The 18423-nt window shown below is 65.4% G+C and carries 14 protein-coding genes; 10 read left to right on the forward strand and 4 right to left on the reverse strand.

Annotation, left to right across the window (positions count from 1 at the left end):
• The first annotated feature begins 75 nt into the window (after positions 1–75).
• The 8 genes from BKM74_RS10500 to ettA all read left to right on the forward strand — a co-directional run bounded on the left by BKM74_RS10500 (position 76) and on the right by ettA (position 10324).
• Positions 76–1494, forward strand: coding sequence for an exopolysaccharide biosynthesis polyprenyl glycosylphosphotransferase (locus BKM74_RS10500; protein ID WP_086465668.1), 1419 nt, complete (start codon positions 76–78; stop codon positions 1492–1494).
• Positions 1495–1526: 32 nt separating this feature from the next.
• The gene (locus BKM74_RS10505; RefSeq protein WP_086465859.1) at positions 1527–2468 is read left to right on the forward strand and encodes a glycoside hydrolase family 18 protein; all 942 of its coding nucleotides are present in this window, start codon (positions 1527–1529) and stop codon (positions 2466–2468) included.
• Between the two features lie 96 nt (positions 2469–2564).
• On the forward strand, positions 2565–3434 hold the full coding sequence (locus BKM74_RS10510) for an FkbM family methyltransferase (RefSeq protein WP_140056060.1): 870 nt from the start codon (positions 2565–2567) through the stop codon (positions 3432–3434).
• Positions 3431–5581 (forward strand): GumC family protein, encoded by a 2151-nt coding sequence (locus tag BKM74_RS10515; RefSeq protein ID WP_086465670.1) that lies wholly within the window; start codon positions 3431–3433, stop codon positions 5579–5581. The genes BKM74_RS10510 and BKM74_RS10515 overlap by 4 nt, the downstream gene beginning before the upstream one ends.
• Before the next feature lie 8 nt (positions 5582–5589).
• Positions 5590–6366 carry a polysaccharide biosynthesis/export family protein gene (locus tag BKM74_RS10520; protein WP_086465671.1) on the forward strand — a complete coding sequence of 259 codons (777 nt, stop codon included), beginning with the start codon at positions 5590–5592 and terminating at the stop codon, positions 6364–6366.
• Positions 6363–7160 carry a WecB/TagA/CpsF family glycosyltransferase gene (locus BKM74_RS10525; protein ID WP_086465672.1) on the forward strand — a complete coding sequence of 266 codons (798 nt, stop codon included), beginning with the start codon at positions 6363–6365 and terminating at the stop codon, positions 7158–7160. Before BKM74_RS10520 ends, BKM74_RS10525 begins: the two co-directional genes overlap by 4 nt.
• 6 nt (positions 7161–7166) lie before the next feature.
• The gene (locus BKM74_RS10530) at positions 7167–8477 is read left to right on the forward strand and encodes an O-antigen ligase family protein (protein WP_086465673.1); all 1311 of its coding nucleotides are present in this window, start codon (positions 7167–7169) and stop codon (positions 8475–8477) included.
• 164 nt (positions 8478–8641) lie between these two features.
• Entirely contained in the window at positions 8642–10324 is a 1683-nt protein-coding gene (gene ettA / locus BKM74_RS10535; RefSeq protein ID WP_086465674.1) for an energy-dependent translational throttle protein EttA, read from the forward strand.
• A 92-nt stretch (positions 10325–10416) separates the two neighbouring features.
• On the opposite strand, the gene BKM74_RS10540 is transcribed toward ettA, so the two are convergent.
• Together BKM74_RS10540 and BKM74_RS18530 are read right to left on the reverse strand one after the other, a co-directional pair.
• On the reverse strand, positions 10417–10929 hold the full coding sequence (locus BKM74_RS10540; protein WP_086465675.1) for a sigma-70 family RNA polymerase sigma factor: 513 nt from the start codon (positions 10927–10929) through the stop codon (positions 10417–10419).
• 156 nt (positions 10930–11085) lie between these two features.
• On the reverse strand, positions 11086–11328 hold the full coding sequence (locus BKM74_RS18530; RefSeq protein ID WP_140056061.1) for a hypothetical protein: 243 nt from the start codon (positions 11326–11328) through the stop codon (positions 11086–11088).
• Positions 11329–11605: 277 nt separating this feature from the next.
• Between BKM74_RS18530 and BKM74_RS10545 the strand changes: the two genes are divergently transcribed.
• Entirely contained in the window at positions 11606–12160 is a 555-nt protein-coding gene (locus BKM74_RS10545) for a sigma factor-like helix-turn-helix DNA-binding protein (RefSeq protein ID WP_086465676.1), read from the forward strand.
• Between the two features lie 194 nt (positions 12161–12354).
• Positions 12355–12543 carry a PLD nuclease N-terminal domain-containing protein gene (locus tag BKM74_RS10550; RefSeq protein WP_086465677.1) on the forward strand — a complete coding sequence of 63 codons (189 nt, stop codon included), beginning with the start codon at positions 12355–12357 and terminating at the stop codon, positions 12541–12543.
• A gap of 3 nt (positions 12544–12546) precedes the next feature.
• Here BKM74_RS10550 and BKM74_RS10555 read toward each other — a convergent pair whose 3' ends face one another.
• Positions 12547–16584 carry a translocation/assembly module TamB domain-containing protein gene (locus BKM74_RS10555; protein ID WP_086465678.1) on the reverse strand — a complete coding sequence of 1346 codons (4038 nt, stop codon included), beginning with the start codon at positions 16582–16584 and terminating at the stop codon, positions 12547–12549.
• Positions 16584–18371 carry an autotransporter assembly complex protein TamA gene (locus BKM74_RS10560; RefSeq protein ID WP_176342485.1) on the reverse strand — a complete coding sequence of 596 codons (1788 nt, stop codon included), beginning with the start codon at positions 18369–18371 and terminating at the stop codon, positions 16584–16586. The genes BKM74_RS10555 and BKM74_RS10560 overlap by 1 nt, the downstream gene beginning before the upstream one ends.
• Between the last annotated feature and the right edge of the window lie 52 nt (positions 18372–18423).

Raw genomic sequence — 18423 nt, forward strand, 5'->3', positions numbered from 1 at the left:
AGTTTTAATCAGCGGGCGCTTCCTGCGTCCCGCCAGGGCACCTTTCCGGAAAAATACAGGGGTAACGGACGCCACATGCGTTGGACATTCGGGCTGTTCAATCGGCTGGTGCTTTTGTCGGACCTTGTTGTCTGCGGCACGGTCCTGCTCGTGGCCTCGCATCTGGACAGGGCATTGCCGGCGGGCGGACAGACTGCCCCGGAGATCGCGCTGCTGCTGCTGGACAGCATCGTCTTCGTCAGCTGCATGATCTTCGCGGGCGCCTATCGTTTCGAGAATTACCGCAAGCTGCTGAACGAGGCGGTTCGCTTCGCGGTCTGCCTTGCCGCCGGGTTCGCGGTGGTTGCGGGGCTAGAGACTGTTTTCGGCGGTTCGGAAGCGCACCCGCCCAGGGCTCTGGCGGCCTGGCATGTCGCGGCGTGGGCCGTGCTGTCCCTGGGGCGGCTGGTCGTCGGGCGGGCGGCGGGTCACCTGATCGCGACGAACCGTTTGCGCCGGGACATTGTGATCGTCGGTTCGACCGAGATCGCCGGGCAGATCATCCGCAACACGCAGACGCCGGAATGGCGCCATTACTATCGGGTGGTGGCGGTCTTCGACGACCGGGTGAACCGCCTGCACAAGGAACATCGGGACGAAATCGAGGGGACAGGCATCACCGGGTCGATCGATGCCCTGCACACCTACATCCAGGATCACCCCGTCGATATCGTCATCATCGCGCTGCCCTGGGAGGCGACGGAGCGGATCTTTGGCCTTCTGGAGAGGCTGCAGATGATCGCCGCCGATATCGTCCTGCCGTTGAAGCAGAATGTGCTGAACCTGCGGTTGCCGCATGGCGGCAATGTCGCCGGCATCCCCGTGCTGGAACTGATGCGCGAGCCGCTGAAGGGCACGAAGGCGCTGCTGAAGCTGGTGGAGGATTATGCGGTTGCCGCGGTCGGCATCGTTCTGGTGGCGCCGATTCTGGCGGTCGCGGCCCTTGCCATCAGGCTGGAGAGTCCGGGGCCGGCCCTGTTCCGGCAGCCGCGCCTCGGCCTGAACAACAAGCCTTTCATGATCTATAAATTGCGCACCATGACGGTCGATCCGGCCGATGACGGCAGCCGGGGCACACAGCGGGAAGACCCTCGCATCACCCGGGTCGGTGCTTTTCTGCGGCGCACCAGCATCGATGAGCTGCCGCAGCTGATCAATGTGCTGCGCGGCGAAATGTCGGTCGTGGGGCCGCGCGCCCATGTGCCGAAAATGCTGGTCAGCGACCAGCTTTATGCCGAAGCCGTGCGCCGCTACGCCACGCGCAGCCGGCTGAAGCCGGGCATCACCGGCTGGGCGCAGATCAATGGCATGCGGGGCGGTATCCATTCGGTGGAGAAAGCCGCGAAAGGCGTTGAGCTTGATACCTATTACATCGAGAACTGGTCCCTATGGTTCGATCTGAAGATCATGGCGCGGACCTTGCTGGTCGGCATGGTCGGCCGCAATATTTTCTGACCCTCCTGCCGCTGTGCCTCTTGCTTTGGCTGATGGCGCCGGGCCTGACAGCGCGGGCGGCCGCCGAAACGCGGCCCTTTCTCGCCTACCATGAAAGCTGGCTCGAGGTTCCGGCGGTGACGGCCGCGGAGACCCGTCTGGCGCGGCTGCCGTCTTATGTCGGCATTGTCGCGCTCGCCTTCGTCCGGCCCGATGCGGTCTATGAAGGCAGGCTGCGGCTGGATCGCACCGGCCTGCAATATCCGTTCGATGGGGTGATGTTGCGGGAGGCGGCTGCCCTGCTGCGGCAGCGTAACCCTGATACCAGGATTGTGCTGTCGGTGGGCGGGGCGACCTATGGGGGCTGGGCCGATCTCAACGAAGGCGCGATTGCCCGTCTTGTCTCCGACCTTGGCCTTGATGGCGTGGATATCGATTTCGAACCGGCGCACCCCGGCTGCCGGCGGCAGGCTGGTGACGGCATTTCCTGCCGGACCGACGGGCAACTGCAGGCCATCGTCGAGCGATTGCGCGCCCGGCTGCCGCGTCCGTTGTTGCTGACCGTCGCCGGCTGGAGTGTCGGCGCCTATGGCGAGGGGGCGTTCGAACAGGCGATGCCGAAGAGTGCCTATACCGGGATGATGCTGCCCTTGCTGCGGTCGCGCGCCGCGCGGCATATCGATCTGGTCTCGATCATGGCCTATGAGGCCGGGCCGCTGTTCGACCCGCTGGAGGCCTACCGTGCCTACCGTGCCGAATGGGCGGGGCAACTGGCGCTGGGCGTTCTCGCCGGCACCGGCCAGCCTGCGGCCATTGCCGATGCCGTGGGGGGTATGGCCCGCCATATCAGGCCGGACCCGCTTGCCGGCATGATGCTCTATGCGCTTTCAACCGACGCGGATGAAAGCCGTTCCCTTGAGCCGGCAGCGCGGCCGCTTGCCGGGGCGATGTGCGAAGCGCTGTCGCTGAGGGGCTGTGATATGCCGGTCCCCTAACAATATCTGGTATATTTCCCCTTGCTTCCTATACAAAAGCAAGGAATCGCGCTAGATTCGCATTTGCCTATAATTGAATCGATCAAGGCCACCTCCTTGTTGAATCGCCTTAAAACTCTGGTCAGCCATGAAGGCTTCCAGGCACACCCCTTCAGCATGTGCCTGCGCTGTCTGGTCTGGGCGTTCTACGTCACCATCGGGCGCGCACCGGCCTTCCGGCTGAGCAGCCACGGGGCACGGATTCATGTGCCCGCGACATTGCGCTATACGTCGGTGGCCGGATATGTGCTGCGCGACTGGTGCGAACCGGAACTGCGCCATCTGGAAATGTTCGTGCGGCCGGGGCACACATTCATCGATATCGGCGCCAATATCGGGCTGTACACCCTGAAGGCCGCCAGCCTGACCGGCGCCACAGGGCGGGTGATCGCGGTGGAGCCGGGGCAAGAGGCCTCGCGGCAGCTGCGCGACAATCTGGCGCTCAACGATTTTCCGCATGTCGCCGTGGCCCAGCTTGCGCTTTCCGATCATGCCGGCGAGGCGACGCTCCACCACATCCCGCTTGGCGACGACCCGCAGGCCTATTCGCTGCTGCCGGACGGCAGTACGGAAACCGGCGAGACCGTCACCATCGATACGCTCGACGCCCTAGTCGCCCGGTTGGGGATCGACACGCTCCATGTCATCAAGATGGATGTCGAGGGCGCCGAGCCGCTGGTGATCGCCGGCGGGCGCGCAACCCTACAGCGCTTTCATCCCATCGTGATTTTCGAGGTGAACACCCGTCTGCTCGCCGAGGCGGCGGGGCAGCGTAACGCCGCCTGGCAGGCCTTGAACGATCTTGGCTACCAATTCTTCCGTCTGGCTGGTGGGCGGCTTGAGCCCGCCGATGGTGTCGGCGAGGCGTTCGGCAATCTGGTCGCCATTCACCCAGACGGGCCTGAACCAGCGCGCGAAGGCCGATGATGGACGAGGCGCTGCCCGCCCTGCGACGACCGCGTGCCCTACACCCGCATATCCGTGAATCGTCCACCGCGTTCACGCTGCGCGATATTCTCGTGCAGGCTTTCTATGCCTGGCGGCCGATCCTTGCGGCCTTCCTGCTGATTTTCGCCATTGGTCTTGCCGCCGCGATCCTGACCAAGACGCGCTATACAGCCGAGGGCAGGTTGCTGGTCGTGGCCTCCCAGGATTCGTCGGAGCGCAGTCTGGGGGCCGGCGCCCTGGCATCCTCCTTTGTTGCGGTGGACAGCCAGAAGATCGTTGAGACCGAGATCAACCTGCTGGTCAGCGAAGGGACGGTACGATCGCTTGTCAGCACGCTGGAACCGGACTGGATTTATCCGGATCTGGTCGAGGAAAGGCTGTTCGGGCTGCTGCCGCCGCACCCGCGCGCGGAACTGGTCGGCCGGGCGACCCGGCGCATCCTCGAGAGCCTGAGCGCGGATGCCAGCACCAACTCCAATATCGTACGGGTGACCTTCGCGCATCCGGACAAGGAGGTGGCCGCTCTCGTCGTGAACGATCTGCTGGACACCTATCTGGCCAAACGCCGCACGATCTACAAGAACACGCAGTTCGACCTGCTGACCGCGGAAATGCAGCGCAACAAGCAGGAATTGCAGCGCGCGCGCGACGAGATCGATGCCCTGAAGCGCAATTTCGAGATCGTCAATATCCAGCAGGAAATCCTGCTGATCGCCAATACCGTGGATACCATCCGGGCGCGGCAGCGCCAGACGCGGGAGCGGCGGGTATCGCTCTTTGCCCAGATCGCCGAAACCAAGCAGAAGGTGGCCTCGCTGCCGGAACGGGTCTTCGACTTCGTGGAGACCAGCGATCAGTCGCCGAACATCGATGACAAGAATGTCCTGCTGAGGCTGGAGTTGCAGCGCGATCAGCTGCGCGCGCATTTCAAGCCGGACTATCCGCCCCTGCAGGAGCTGGAGCAGCAGATCGAGACGGTGCGCAAGGCCATCGCCAGCGGCGAGCGGCCGAATTTCACCACGCTGCGCCGGGTGCGCAACCCGACCCATGCCTTTCTCTCGGACCATCTGGCGCAGCTTGAGATCGAGATGAGCGCGACGGAGCAGCAGCTGGCCGAGCTTGCCCGGCAGTATGACGAGAGCCGGGAACGCATGGACCTGGTGCGGACCGCGGACATGCAGCTTCAGGAGCTGGAGCAGCGGCGTGACGTGCTGGAGACGATCCAGCGCGATTATGTGCTGCAGATCGAATCCGCCTGGCTGGACCGGATCGCGGCGGAGCAGCGCGACAAGAATGTCAGTGTGGTGCAATGGGCATCGCCGCCGGTGTTCGGCCGCTCGCGCGCACCGGGGCTGGCCGCGGCTGGCCTGGTGGGTGGTTTGCTGTTCGCGGCTGCCGTCGGTTTCGCCGTCACCCGGCTGCGGCCGGTCTTCATCCTGCCGACCGAGGCGGAAAGGCGGTTGGGCATTCCGGCGCTCGCCAGCCTGTCGGAGACCGGCCCGGACGACGGCTTGCCGCAGGCCCAGGACGCCATTGCTTTCCTGGCCACCCGGCTGGCGGAATTCGCTGTCGATGGTGAGCGTCTGAAGCGGATACAGATTGTCGCCGACACCGACAGTCCGGACCTCCCGCGTATCGCCGTCGCCCTGTCCAGCGAATTTGCCCTGAACCATGACCGCAACGTCCTCATCGTCGATCTGAGCGAAACCGGCAATTCGGTGCTCCGACTGATGCCGCCGGGCGACAGCGGGGCGCGTGAAACAGTGCGCGATCTTGAGATCGTCGAGACCAGCATGAGCGGCCTGTTCGCCACACGCGGGGCGCAGAATTCGGCCCTTGCGCATCTCCGCACCCCGTTGCCGGAATTGCGGGCGATGTTCACCGAGCTTGGCCAGCGGTTCGATATGACGGTGATCCTGGCGCCGCCGCTGAACCGCGATCCGCTGGCGCAGCGGCTGGCGGCCCGGGTCGATGCCAGCCTGATGGTGCTGGTCGCGGAGCGGACGCGGGTGATGTCCGCCGTGCGGCTGCGCGACGCCCTGCTGGAGGCCGGCGGAAACCTGCTGGGCTTTGTGCTGAGCGGCCGGCGCTATTATGTTCCCAGAGCCATCTACCGGCGGCTATGAGGCGGCACATGGCATTCACTCTGCAAAAAATCCGGTTACAGGCCGCGCGTTTCGCCCCGGTGCTGGCGGCGCTGGCGGTGCTGACATTTGTGGCGGCGTGCGGGACGGATCAGACAGTCAAACCCCGCGAAACCGCGTCCAGCCGGTTCGCCGCGTGGAGCGATGCCGTACCGGACTATCGGCTGGGCAGCGGCGACATGGTCCAGGTCAGCTATATCTTCACGCCCAATCTTGACGAGGAGGCGCTGGTCGCCCCGGATGGCACGATCACGCTGCGCCTCGCCGGCCGGCTGCAGGCCGAAGGGCTGACCGTCGAGGAACTGAACGGCGCGGTGACCGAGGCGTCGGCGAAATGGATGCGGCAGCCGGTGACGCGGGTCGCAGTGCGCGATGCGCGGGCAGCCCGCATCTATGTCGGCGGCGAGGTCGGGCGGGCCGGGACCATTCCGCTGGACCGCCGGATCGGCGCGCTGGAGGCCGTGCTGCTGGCGGGCGGCTTCACCGATGACGCCCGCATCAGCGAGGTGGTGCTGATCCGGCGCAGCCCGGACGACAGCCCGATGCTGCGCACGCTGAATTTGCAGGATTTCATCCAGACGGGGGGCGCGGACGGCACGATCCCGCTGGCCGCCGGCGATATTCTCTATGTCCCGCGCAGCGGCATTGCCGAGGTCAATCTCTGGATCGACCAGTTCATCAACAAGGTGCTGCCGTTCCAGCGCAGCGCGAACTTCACCTACACCGTCACGCGCAACGGGACGGGCGCCGGGACCGTGTTCCCGTGACCCTTTCCGAGGCGGAGACGGCGGTCCGTGAAGAGCATATCTTCGGAACGAAGATCGCGCTGCTGGACGTGACGGCGGCGGCGGCGGCGGTCATGGCGCGGCCGGCAGACGCGCCCTTCGCCTATATCGTTACCCCGAATGCCCAGCATCTGGTGCAGCTGGACCGCGGCGATGCCGATTTTCGCGCGGCCTATGACGGTGCCTGGCTGCGGCTGTGTGACAGCCAGATCGTGCGGCTGGTCGCCCGGCTGTTTTTTGCCCGCAACCTGCCATTGTGCGCCGGCAGCGATCTGACCGCCGCGCTGTTCGCCGATCACATCCGGCCGGATGACAGGATCTGCGTTATCGGCGGCGATGCGGAACTGGAGCGCCGGCTGCGCGAGAAATACGGTCTGCGGAACCTGGCCCGGCACGCGCCGCCGATGGGCTTCATGGCCGACCCGGAAGCCGTACGGGCCTGCATCGATTTCATCGAGACGCATCCCAGCCGCTTTGTCTTTCTGGCGGTCGGCTCGCCCCGGTCGGAGTTGCTGGCGTGCCGCGTGCAGGCGCGCGGCCGGGCCACGGGCACCGGCCTGTGCATCGGCAGCTCCCTGCATTTCATCACCGGGCTGGTGCCGCGCGCGCCGCTGTGGATGCGGCGGCTGGCGCTGGAATGGCTGTTCCGGCTGCTGCGGGCGCCGCGCAGCCACGCGCGCCGGGTGTTCGTCGATTCGCTTCCTTTCCTGTATATTGCGCTGAGGCAGAGGCTGATGCCGGGACGGCGCAGCGGCCTGCCGCCAGAGGAGCGTTGAACGGCCATGGCACAGGGGCGGCTACAGGGGGGGCAGATTATCGAACCGCCCACCGGTCGCGTGCTGTCGCTGGATGGCGATGCCGGCCCGGCACAGCCAAGGGCGGAAAGTAACCAGACAATTCTGCTGCTGGCGCTGCTGGTCGCCCTGCCGATGTTCGGGCAGAGCTTCCACTACATGATCGACCTGCCGCCGCTGTATTTGCTGTCCAAGGGCTGGCCGGTCCTGACCGCGCCGCTGGCGCTCTTCGCCCTGGTCCGTCTGTCGCTTCCCCTGCAGGTGCTCTACGGGGTTCTCCTGGCCTATGTGCTGGGGCTGACGCCGCTGATGTCGATGATCTATTTCGGCACCGGCCTTGTCGATGCCCTGGCCACCACGGCCAAGAGCTTGCCTTTTCTGTATTATTTCGCGGCGCTCGGGTTGCTTCTGCTGCTCCGCCCGCGGCCGGAGACGGTGGTCCGGGCGGTGTTGTGGCTGGGGGCTGCGACCTTCATCCTGATGGCATTGCTGTGGGTGGTAATTCCGGCCGATTTCTACAAAACCGATCCGGCGGAATCGAAGCTGTTCCTGTTCGAGGCCGAACGCGGCTACCGGATTTTCATGCCGATGTTCTTCGGCACCATCTTTCTGTTCTACCTGACGCGCCGTGCCTTCGCCCGGCAGGAGATCGCAACCATCCTGCTGCTGCTTGTCTGCTTCGCGCTGATGGTGCTGATCTACAAGCAGCGCACGGTCATCCTGGCGGTGCTGCTGACCGTCGGCCTGATTGCCCTTGCCGCCAGTTCCGGCTGGCGTCGCGGGCTGCTGCTGCTGTTCGGTACGGCGGGCGGGCTGGTGGCGGCAGGGCTGATCTACGCGCATTTCCTGGAGCGCATCGAAGCGGCGCTGGGGGCGTCGCTGACCATCCGGCAGCTGTCGATCACCATCGCCACCGATTATGTGCTCAGCAATCCGCTGGTCATGTGGTTCGGCGCCGGTTCGGTGACCCGGATCAGCGACAACAATCTGCAGACGATCCTCGGCAACGCCCATTTCTATCTGGCGGATATCGGCTGGCTCGGCATCATCTTCGAATATGGCCTGGTCGGCGCCAGCCTGATCCTTGCCGTCTATGTCGCCTCATTGCGCTGTATCCGGCGGATCGGGGCGGGCACGCATTATTCCATGATGACGGCGGCGCTGGGCGACCATATCGTCCTGATGCTGATCACATCGCTGGTCTATTCCCTGGTGTTCACACCGGGCGAGATGGCGACGGCGCTGGCACTGGCCACCTATCTGGGGCTGCACAGCGATACATCGGTTCCCCGGCCTTAGCCGGCTTGGGTTCCCCGCCCTTAGCCCCGCTTCCCGCCCGCGTCACCAGCCTTCGCCCACCCCCGCATTGCGTCCACCCCCCGCTATCGGCTACAAAGCACCGCATCCGGTGGCCGGTTGGGCTGCCCCACGATCTTTCCCAATTAGCGCGAATGAGGAGCGGCATGGCCTCCTATCAGTATATTTATGTGATGAAGGGCCTGTCGAAGGTCTATCCGGGCGGCCGCGAGGTCGTGAAGGATGTCTGGCTGTCCTTCCTGCCCGGCGCCAAGATCGGCGTGCTCGGCCCGAACGGCGCCGGTAAATCGACGCTGATGAAAATCATGGCCGGCATGGACAAGGAGTTCAACGGCGAGGCCTGGGCCGCCGATGGCGCGCGTATCGGCTATCTGTCGCAGGAGCCGGAGCTCGATGCCGCCAAGACGGTCCGCGAGAATGTGATGGACGCGCTGGCCGCGACCCGCGACCTGCTGGAGCGGTTCAACGAGATATCGGCCAAGTTCGCCGAGCCGATGGACGATGACGAGATGAACAACCTGCTGGCCGAGCAGGCCGAGCTGCAGGAGAAGATCGACGCCGCCAATGGCTGGGAGATCGAGCGCACGGCGGAGATCGCCATGGACGCGCTGCGCTGCCCGCCCGGCGACGCCAATGTCACGACCCTGTCGGGCGGTGAACGCCGCCGCGTGGCGCTGTGCAAGCTGTTGCTGGAAGCGCCCGACCTGCTGCTGCTCGACGAGCCGACCAACCATCTGGACGCCGAATCGGTCGCCTGGCTGCAGCGCACGCTGCACGATTATCCGGGCACCGTCGTCACCGTGACCCATGATCGCTACTTCCTGGACGAGGTGGCGGGCTGGATCCTGGAAATCGACCGCGGCCGCTGTATCCCCTATGAGGGCAATTACACCGGCTGGCTGGAGCAGAAGCGCAAGCGCCTGGAGCTGGAAGCCAAGACCGAGGATTCCCGCATCCGCAACCTGAAGGAAGAGGAGGAGTGGGTCCGCGCCAGCCCGCGTGCCCGCCAGGCCAAGTCACGTGCCCGCCTGCAGGCCTATGAGGAACTGCTGGCCGCCGGCCAGGACCGCGCGCCCGATGCCAACCGCATCGTCATCCCGGCCGGTCCGCGCCTCGGCAATCTCGTCATCGAGGCCGAGCATCTCGGCAAGGCCTATGGCGACCGGCTGCTGATCGACGACCTGACCTTCAAGCTGCCGCCAGGCGCCATTGTTGGCGTGATCGGCCCGAACGGCGCCGGCAAGACCACCCTGTTCCGCATGATCACCGAACAGGAGACGCCCGATAGCGGCGCCATACGCATCGGCGAGACGGTGAAGCTGGCCTATGTCGATCAGAGCCGCGACGATCTGGAGGCGAACAAGACCGTGTGGGAGGAAATCTCCGGCGGCAATGACGAGATCGAGCTTGGCAAGCGCAAGATGCAGAGCCGCGCCTATGTCTCGCTGTTCAATTTCCGGGGTTCCGACCAGCAGAAGAAGGTTGGCCAGCTGTCAGGCGGCGAGCGCAACCGGGTGCATCTGGCCAAGATGCTGAAATCCGGCGGCAACGTCATCATGCTCGACGAACCGACCAACGATCTGGACGTCGATACGCTGCGCTCGCTGGAAGAGGGGCTGCTGGAATTCGCTGGCTGCGCCGTGGTCATCAGCCATGATCGCTGGTTCCTGGACCGCGTGGCGACGCATATCCTGGCCTTCGAGGGCGACAGCCAGGTGGTCTGGTTCGAGGGTAATTACCAGGCCTATGAGGAAGACCGCCATCGCCGCCTGGGGGCGGCGGCGGATCAGCCGCACCGCATCAAGTACAAGCCGATTGTTCGTAACTGAAGGCGGTAGGTTTCAGGCAAGAAGAAAGGGCGGATGGATGACCATCCGCCCTTTTTGCTGTGTGAGGCAGCAGGGGTAGTTTTTGTGGCCGGTCAGGCCGCCTGATAGCGTGCTGCAGCCGGGCGCTCGCGGGCTGCCATGACCTGGCTCAGTTCGGCGCGGGCGCGCGACACGCGGCTCTTGATCGTGCCAACGGCGCAGTCGCAGATTTCGGCCGCGTCCTCGTAGCTGAAGCCGCTGGCGCCAACCAGGATCAGCACCTCGCGCTGGTCGGCCGACAGCGTCTGGAAGGCGCGGTCGAAATCGCGCACATGCAGTTTCACCTCCTGGGTCGCCGGGGTGGACTGGTTGAGCGCGCGGTCGTCGATGGGTTCCATCTCGAAGCGGCGCTGGCGCAGCTGATCGTAGAAGATGTTGCGCAGGATGGTGAACATCCAGGCTTTGAAGTTGGTGCCCATCTGGAACTTGTCCTGCGCCTTCAGCGCACGCACCACAGCGTCCTGCGTCAGATCCTTGGCGCGATCCTCATTGCGGCACAGCATGCGGGCGAAAGCCTGCAGGTGGGGAATGACGTCAACCAACTCATCCTGAAACGGGCGTGGCATTTTTCTGCCTCCGTTATTTATTAGACCGAATAGACGATCGGATTCGGCCATCCGCTATTGGCTACAATAAGGAACAATAAAGGCTGTTTCATGGCGCGGTGCCCAGATACGGTCACAAACATAAATAAATATAATTTTAATGTTTTTGTCTTGGTTTCAGGGTTTCTTGGTCTTGTTGTTTATTATGTCAATTATATCCTGCGGAATTGGCTCGCTCAGAATATCCGCATACATTTCCTGCAAATAGTCTTCGATCCAGTGCCCGAAATACGGGTTATCGCCGGGCTCGTCGTGCCTCCCGCCCGCCATGGCCTTGGCGGCAGTGCTTTTGCGCCGTGTTGCGCCGGGTTCTGGCCGGCTGTACACGAGTTTCAGAAAGGGGGCTTGATGTGTCGTCATCCGATTGCGTCATGGCAAAGGTCTCGGGGCGAATCTGGGAGCCGTACTTTGGCTGAACCTTCATTCGATGAACGGAAGAAGCGCGCTCATGTTCCCCGGTAATCATTGTATTGCCTTGAAAAAGCCCGGGTCTGCCACAGCAGTACCTAAATCGGGGGTTACCCAAAGATAGCCAGCCCGATCAGCGACAGGCCGCCGGGCCGGCGATGTGGAGAGAAATAAGCGACCGGCCCTATGGCAGAGGCGCGCAAGACGGCCCGATTGAGGAGCAACTGAGATGCATGCCCCCAAGACAGATTTGTCCGAGGTTCTGCCCTATCTGCGCCGCTATGCCCATGCACTGGCCGGTGGCCGTTCCAAGGGCGACGCCTATCTGAAGCTATGTCTGGAAACCTATCTTCACGAGCCGCACCGGCTGCGTGCCGGGCGCAGCATCAAGCCTCAGCTTTTCGCCCTGTTCCACGATGTCTGGTCGGTGGTGGCGCTGACCATGCCGCAACTCGACGAAGCGGGGGACGATGATGATCTGGACGATCCCTTGGCCGGCGGTCTGCAATGCCTGCCCGTGCTGAAGCGGCAGGTGTTTCTGCTGGGGCGTCTGGAAGGCTTCACGGCGGCGGAGATCGCCGCGATCCTGGGGATCGACGAGGCCGATGCCCGCCGCCGCCTCGACGAGGCGACCACGCTGCTGCGCCGGCGCATGATCGATCGCCACCTGCTGCAGGGCGGTTCCGTTCGGTCAGAGGAAGATGATGATGCGTTTGACGTGCCGTTGCAGGCACCATCCTTTGTCGGCCGCCGGGTCGAGCGCACGCCGAGCCACCAAAGGTAACGGATCAAAAGTAACAGGCCAGAAAGCACCGGAAAGCCCCGTTCCGGTGGTTACTCACGCGCCTTTCGCGGTATCCTGAGAGTGATTTTTTGAAGACGATTCGGGAACGCGGGGATTGTACCCGCCGTTAGGACAACAGGATACCGTGTCCGGAACCTGCAATGGGGCCGGCAACAATCGAAAGGACTAAGTTGATGGGTATTGAGGTCGGCGGCCTTCTGGGCCTGCTTTTGCTGATCGCCAACATCTGGGCAATCGTGAATGTCGTTGGCAGCGGCGCGTCCACCGGCGGCAAGGTGCTGTGGATTCTGTTCATCCTGCTGATGCCGCTGCTGGGCTTCATTGTCTGGCTCATCCTGGGGCCGCGCAGCGTGCGGGCTTAAGCCTCAGTAGCGCTTCTCGTAGATCAACCCGATATCGCCGGCTGAGGCAGCGCCCAGCCGGCTTTCTATTTTCAGGTTCGGCAGCACCCGATATTCCAGCAGCAGGGCGGTGCTCTCGGCGCCGAATCCCTGGCTGACCCCGACGAACAGATCCTCCGAAAGGTAGCGCCCGGCGCGAACAGAAGCTCCGCCGTCATCTCCGCCACCGACTTCCAGCGTGTCCAGCCCCAGCGACTGGCGCAGATCATCGACCATGCCGACGCTGCTGACGGTGCCCGTCAGCTCCAGCGCGGTCTGGGCCAGCCGCGCCGCCTGCACCGCGTTCAGTCTGGCAACGTCGCTGCCGAACAGGATACGCGACAGGATTTCGTCGCGCGGCAGCGGCGGGGAGGAGGACAGGGTTATGTCCGGCCGGCGCACCGGGCCGCTCAGCGCGATCTGGGCCTGGATGTCGCCGACATCGGCGACCGCCAGGATATCGAGGCCAATTTCCAGATCGCCATATGGATCCGGCAGCAAGTCGATGGTGCCGCGGTCCAGCACGAAGCGCCGGCCGGCGAAGTCGAACTGGCCGCGCACCACGGAGATATCGCCGGAAATTTCCGGCGTCGCCGCCGTGCCGGCGATGTCCAGCCTGCCGCTGAATTCCGATTCCAGCCCGCGGCCGCGCACGAAGACCTGCCCCGGTATCTGAATGGTGATATCGAGGCGCACGAGATCAGGGCCGAATCCGTCCTCCGCTTCATCCTCCTTCTGCCGGGCACGTGCCTGTCTTGCTTCCTCCCGCCGCCTTTCGGCATCGACATTGGTGCGGGCATCGCGGTTGACCTCGCGAACCTCCAGCATGGTGACGGAGGGCGGCAGGCGATTGGGGATGCGGATGTCGGCCTCATCCACCGTGATGCGGCCGGTCAGCAGCAATGCCTGCGCCTGGTTTTCCAGCACCAGCGTGCCGCTGGCATAGGCGGTGCCTTCCTCGCGGTTCAGGATGCGCAGCCGGTTCTGCCGCAGCCGGATATCGATTTGCGGCAGGCCCTTGCCATCGAAACGGACGCGGCCCTCGCCGGTCAGCGTGCCGCCGGCACCGTCCTGCGCGCTGAGGTCGTGCAGGGTGAGGCTGTCGCCCTCGCCATCGATACGGAAGGCGATGTTCTGCAGCGTGGCGCCGGTCATGTCGTTCATATAGCGGCCTTCGGCCAGTTCCGCCGTGCCGCTGAGTTGCGGGTTGCGCACCGTGCCACCAATATCGAGCCCGGCGGTGAGCCTGCCGTCCAGCCGGTCCTCGCCCAGCGCAAGGGCCAGCAGGGTGATCTTGCTGAGATTGGCCTGCGCCGTTAGCTTGCCGCTGAGCGGGCCATCGGGGGGCAGAACGGCTTCTCCGGTCAGCAGGTCGAGGCGTACCGGCAGGCTGGCCTGCGCCTCGACCCGCGCGCCTTCCATCCTGTCCAGCGTCAGGCTGGCGTTGAGCTGTCCCCGCTCCAGCCGCCCTTCCAGCGTGGCGGAGGCGGGCGGCAGGTCGGGCGCTGTGGGATCGTCCAACTCGATGCCGGAAAGACGCAGGCGGAAATCCCCGGTGGGATTGTCGGGGCGTCCCTGCAGGGTCACTTCCAGCGCGGCATCGCCTTTCAGCGCCGGCCCCAGCTCCAGCCTCTCCGCCAGAGACAGCGGCAGGCCGGTCAGCGACATTCTGGCCTCCACCGCGCTGTCCGTCAGCCGCGCCGCGCCGGCCAGCCGTGCCCCCTGATCGATGGCGAGGTCGAGCCCCTCGATTTCTTTCAGCTGCGGTCCGTAGCGCAGCGTCACAGGCTGCCGCAATGCCAGCGCCAGCTTGTGGACATCGCCGTCGAGCCTGTCGAGCCGCAGGGTGATCGTCTCCGCCACCGCGATGGCGCCGGTGCTTTCCAGCGACAGATCAGGGCCGCTCGCCGCGAGGGAGAAATCGCCACCTTTAGGGTCAAGATCGGCGTCAATGGCCAGATTATCCAGCCGCTGCCCCCCCGCTTCGATGCCCTCGGCGCGCAGCACCACAGGCCCGTTCGGCGTGCCCTTTACGTCGGCCAGCTGGGCTTCCAGCCGCAGCGCGTCGATGCTGCCGATATTGTCGGCGGCAAGACCGCTGCCTTCCAGCACCAGCCCGGCATGCTGCCGGCCCGACCGGTCTGCCAGCTCCACTGCCAGCGCGATGCTGCCGGAGGGATTCAGCTGCTTCTGCCCCGCCAGTGCGGCCAGGGTCGCGAGATCGTCGCTGCTTGCCTTCAGCCGGCCGGCGGCAAGCTGCCGTTCCATGTCGATGGCGAGATCGCCTTGCAGCGCCAGTGCCTTGCTGTCGAGCGCCAGCCCGTCCAGCCGCAACCGGTTCGCCGCGAACGAGAAAGCCGTCGTTCCGGTCGCCGCCACCCCGCGCGGGCTGGCCGTAAGGCGCAGCCGGCCTTCGGCAACAGGCGCGCCGGTATCGGCATCCTGCGCCAGCCGGTCGAGGGAGAGGGCTGCGGTGACAGTCCCCAGTGTCTCGTCTTCCAGCCGGGCATTGCGCCAGTCCAGATTGGCTTCCCCCGTCATTCCGGCGGGCCAGCTGCCGGACAGGGTGACGAAGGCGCTGGCCGCGCCGGCCATGCGGATGCCGGCCAGTGTGCCCGCCTCCGTCATATCAGGCAGATCAAGGGCGAGGCTGGCCGCAATGGTCTGGAAACCCTCCGACAGGGTGGCGTTGCCATCCACTGTCAGGCCTTCCCCGGCAAGCCCGATATGGTCGAGTTGCAGCCGCCCTTCCTGCTGGCGGATGCGGCCGGCGGCGGTCAGTTCGCTGGTACCGCCCAGCAGCGGCAAGGGGGTGCCGTCCAGTGCCGCACCGGCGATGCTGGCCATGATGTCGAAGCCGGCATCGTCGGGATGGCCGCTGACAGCAGCGTCGAGCCGCAGCATCCCGGCGAGATCGATCCCGGCGAGCGGGGCATAGCGTTCCAGCGGGCCCGTCGCTGTGGCTGTCAGGTCGAATTCCAGGCTGACCGTATCGGCGGTGCCGGCGAGTGCGATCTCGACCGGCCCGTCGCGGATGGTCAGGTTACCGATCCGGACCGGACCGGCGGCGGGCACCGTCGCGTCGAGCAGGATGTGCAGTTCCTCGGCCAGGATCGGGCGCAGCTCCGGTGGCAGCAGCGGCCCGGCGCGGACTTTGCTGTCCAGCGTGACATGGCGGTCTGTGCTGCCGCTAACGGCGATATCGGCGGCAATGCCGATCTCCGGCCCGGCGCTGGCGGTCAGGCGGGCGGTCAGGCCGTCCAACGGGCCTTCGGCGTTCAGCGTCGCTTCCACGGCGGGGCGGCCCGGCAGGTCGAGCAGCCCGGCGATCACGCCATTCTCCGGCTCCGAGGCGGTGAGCCGCGCTTCCACGCGGTCGCTGGTGGCATCGTAGCGCAGCACGGCGCTGGCCTCAGCGGGCGCATCCAGCCGCCGGAGGTCGAGCGCGATGTCGATGGCCCTGCCGTGGCGCGGCAGCACAGCCTTGCCGTTGGCGGTCAGCGTGGCGGTCCTGCCGGCGACCGGCTCGGCCAGCTCGATACGGTCGATCTGCAGCCGGTCGAGACGGATATCGACCGGCAGCGGAAAGGGCGAGGCGGCAGGCTGGCTCTCTTCTTCCGCACCACCGGCAGGCTGCCGCAGTACCGAGACCGTCTCCGCCGTCAGCGCGTCGAGGGTCAGGCGCCGGCCCAGCAGGTCAAACGGCGACCAGTCCAGCACGGCGCGATCGATGGTCAGCCAGGGGCCCTCGGCGTCGCTGATCGTGATCCTGCCGACGCTGATGCCCTCGAAGGGCGCCAGCCTTTCGATCCCGACGATCTCCACCTGGCCGGCAAGCAGGTCATTGGCGAGGCGTTCCGCCAGGTCGCGGCCGGGCCCAGTGTTCAGCGCCAGCACCGCGCCGGCCAGCAGCCCGGCGAGCAGGAAGGGGAGCAGCAAAACGGCCAGCAGGATGCGCCTTGCTGTCCTTCGCCGCTTCTTCGGCAGGGCGGGCACAGGCTTGCCGGTATCCTTCTCCGCCATCAGAAGGCCTGCCCGAGGCTGATATAAATCTGGAAGGCATCGTCACTGGGCCGTTTGTCGAGCGGGAAGGCGAGGTCGAAGCGCAGCGGGCCGATGGGGGTGTAGTAGCGCAGGCCTAATCCGGCTCCAAACAGCGGGCTCTCGCCGAAATCGGGCAGTTCGCTGCGGAACACATTGCCGCCGTCCAGGAAGGCGACGACGCCGATATCCTCCATCACCCGGGCGCGCATCTCGATGGAGCCGGCGATCAGCGAGGAGCCGCCAACCGGATCGTTGCTGGCATCGAGCGGTCCCACGCTCTGATGGGCATAGCCGCGCACCGTGTCACCGCCGCCGGCATAGAAGCGCTTGTCGGCGGGAATGTCGGTGCGGGTCGCGCCCAGGATGGCGCCGATGGCAATGCGCCCGGCCAGCACATATTTCCCCGCCGCGTCGAACGGCAGGTGCATGGTGTCGTCCAGCCTGAGTATCAGGAAATTACTGTCGGACCCGATGGCGCCGGTATAGGGCGTGGCGCTGAGGGTCAGCTTGCCGCCCTTGGTCGGGTTCAGCAGGTCGTTGGTGGTGTTGCGTTCCAACGTCGTCGGCAGGCCGATCAGGGTGAAACGGTTGGTCCCGGTTGCATCCTCGATGCGCGACTGTTCCAGGGACACGCCGATGGAGCCGCTGTAGGGGCCGCCGAACTGGCGGGTCAGCGTCGTCACGCCGCCGACGCGGGTGGCGTCGTAGGCATCGACATCCTCCTGTTGGGCATAGAGCGAGAAGTCGAGGCGCTGTTGCGGGTTCAGGAAGGCCGGCCGGCCGAGGCTGGCCTTGAGCCCGACGAGCTGTTCCGCCACATCGCCGTCCAGCCGGAAATCTTCGCCATAGCCGAACAGGTTACGATGCCGCCAGAAGGCGCGCACACCGGCCCCCTGGCTGGTGGAATAGCGCACGCCGCCGCCGACCGACCGTGATTTCGATTCGGCAAGTGTGATCGTCATCGGCACCTTGTCCCCGGCCATCTCCTCACGCTTCGGGGCGATGGCGATCGACAGGAAGAGGTCGGTCCCGGCCAGCGCCTGCCGCATTTCCGCGATCTTGCGGGTGTCGTAGAGGTCGCCTTCCTTCCAGCGCAGTTCACGGCGCACGACGCTGGCATCGACATCCGCCAGCCCGTCGATCCGGGTCTGGCCGAAATGGGTCAGCGGCCCGGCATCGACCTGCAAATCCACCGCGACGCTGCGCTCGGCGTGATCGACCACCACGTCGCGTTCCGAGATCCGGGCGAACGGATAGCCGCGCCAGCCGAGCCGCCGGCCGACGGCCCTTTCGCTGGCGACGATCATCTCCGAGCGCGCCCGTGCGCCAAGCTTCACGCCGAGTGCCTCGTAGGTCAGCCCTTCGGCGGCCTGTTCCTGCGCCTGCGTCTTGAACACCAGGGTGAAACGCGTGAGCCGGTAGATCGGGCCGGGATCGAGGGCCAGCGTGACGGTTGCGTCCTGTTCTGACGGCGCTTCAGCTGGCTCGACTGTCAGGGTCACGCGCGGATCGTAATAGCCCTCGGCGCGCAGTACATCGCGGATACGGTCCTCATCGCCTTCCGCGCGGCGGCGCAGCAGGTCCAGGCTTTCGACCGGCTGGTCCTTGCGGATTTCGACCTCGGCCACCTGCCTGATGGTGCTGCCGATGTCCTTCAGTGCCTCATTTTCAAGGGCTTTGAAATCCGTGGCGTAGCGGATTTCGGCCCGCGCCGGCGCGGCATGGAGACCAAGACAGGTGAGGAAGATCAGCAGAAAAAGGCGCATCGCATCTTTGGGTCGGATCATCCCAGGCTAAGGTGTGGTTGACAGGCGATAG

It is taken from the genome of Oceanibaculum nanhaiense (genome assembly GCF_002148795.1).
Classification (GTDB): domain Bacteria; phylum Pseudomonadota; class Alphaproteobacteria; order Oceanibaculales; family Oceanibaculaceae; genus Oceanibaculum; species Oceanibaculum nanhaiense.

Excerpts from the sequence above, each read along its gene's own strand:
- BKM74_RS10520 (WP_086465671.1), top strand. The coding sequence starts at position 5,590 with ATGGCATTCACTCTGCAAAAAATCCGGTTACAGGCCGCGCGTTTCGCC.
- BKM74_RS10530 (WP_086465673.1), top strand. The coding sequence starts at position 7,167 with ATGGCACAGGGGCGGCTACAGGGGGGGCAGATTATCGAACCGCCCACC.
- BKM74_RS10550 (WP_086465677.1), top strand. The coding sequence starts at position 12,355 with ATGGGTATTGAGGTCGGCGGCCTTCTGGGCCTGCTTTTGCTGATCGCC.
- BKM74_RS10515 (WP_086465670.1), top strand. The coding sequence starts at position 3,431 with ATGATGGACGAGGCGCTGCCCGCCCTGCGACGACCGCGTGCCCTACAC.
- BKM74_RS10505 (WP_086465859.1), top strand. The coding sequence starts at position 1,527 with ATGGCGCCGGGCCTGACAGCGCGGGCGGCCGCCGAAACGCGGCCCTTT.
- BKM74_RS10500 (WP_086465668.1), top strand. The coding sequence starts at position 76 with ATGCGTTGGACATTCGGGCTGTTCAATCGGCTGGTGCTTTTGTCGGAC.
- BKM74_RS18530 (WP_140056061.1), bottom strand. The coding sequence starts at position 11,328 with ATGACGACACATCAAGCCCCCTTTCTGAAACTCGTGTACAGCCGGCCA.
- BKM74_RS10560 (WP_176342485.1), bottom strand. The coding sequence starts at position 18,371 with ATGCGCCTTTTTCTGCTGATCTTCCTCACCTGTCTTGGTCTCCATGCC.
- ettA (WP_086465674.1), top strand. The coding sequence starts at position 8,642 with ATGGCCTCCTATCAGTATATTTATGTGATGAAGGGCCTGTCGAAGGTC.
- BKM74_RS10555 (WP_086465678.1), bottom strand. The coding sequence starts at position 16,584 with ATGGCGGAGAAGGATACCGGCAAGCCTGTGCCCGCCCTGCCGAAGAAG.
- BKM74_RS10540 (WP_086465675.1), bottom strand. The coding sequence starts at position 10,929 with ATGCCACGCCCGTTTCAGGATGAGTTGGTTGACGTCATTCCCCACCTG.
- BKM74_RS10545 (WP_086465676.1), top strand. The coding sequence starts at position 11,606 with ATGCATGCCCCCAAGACAGATTTGTCCGAGGTTCTGCCCTATCTGCGC.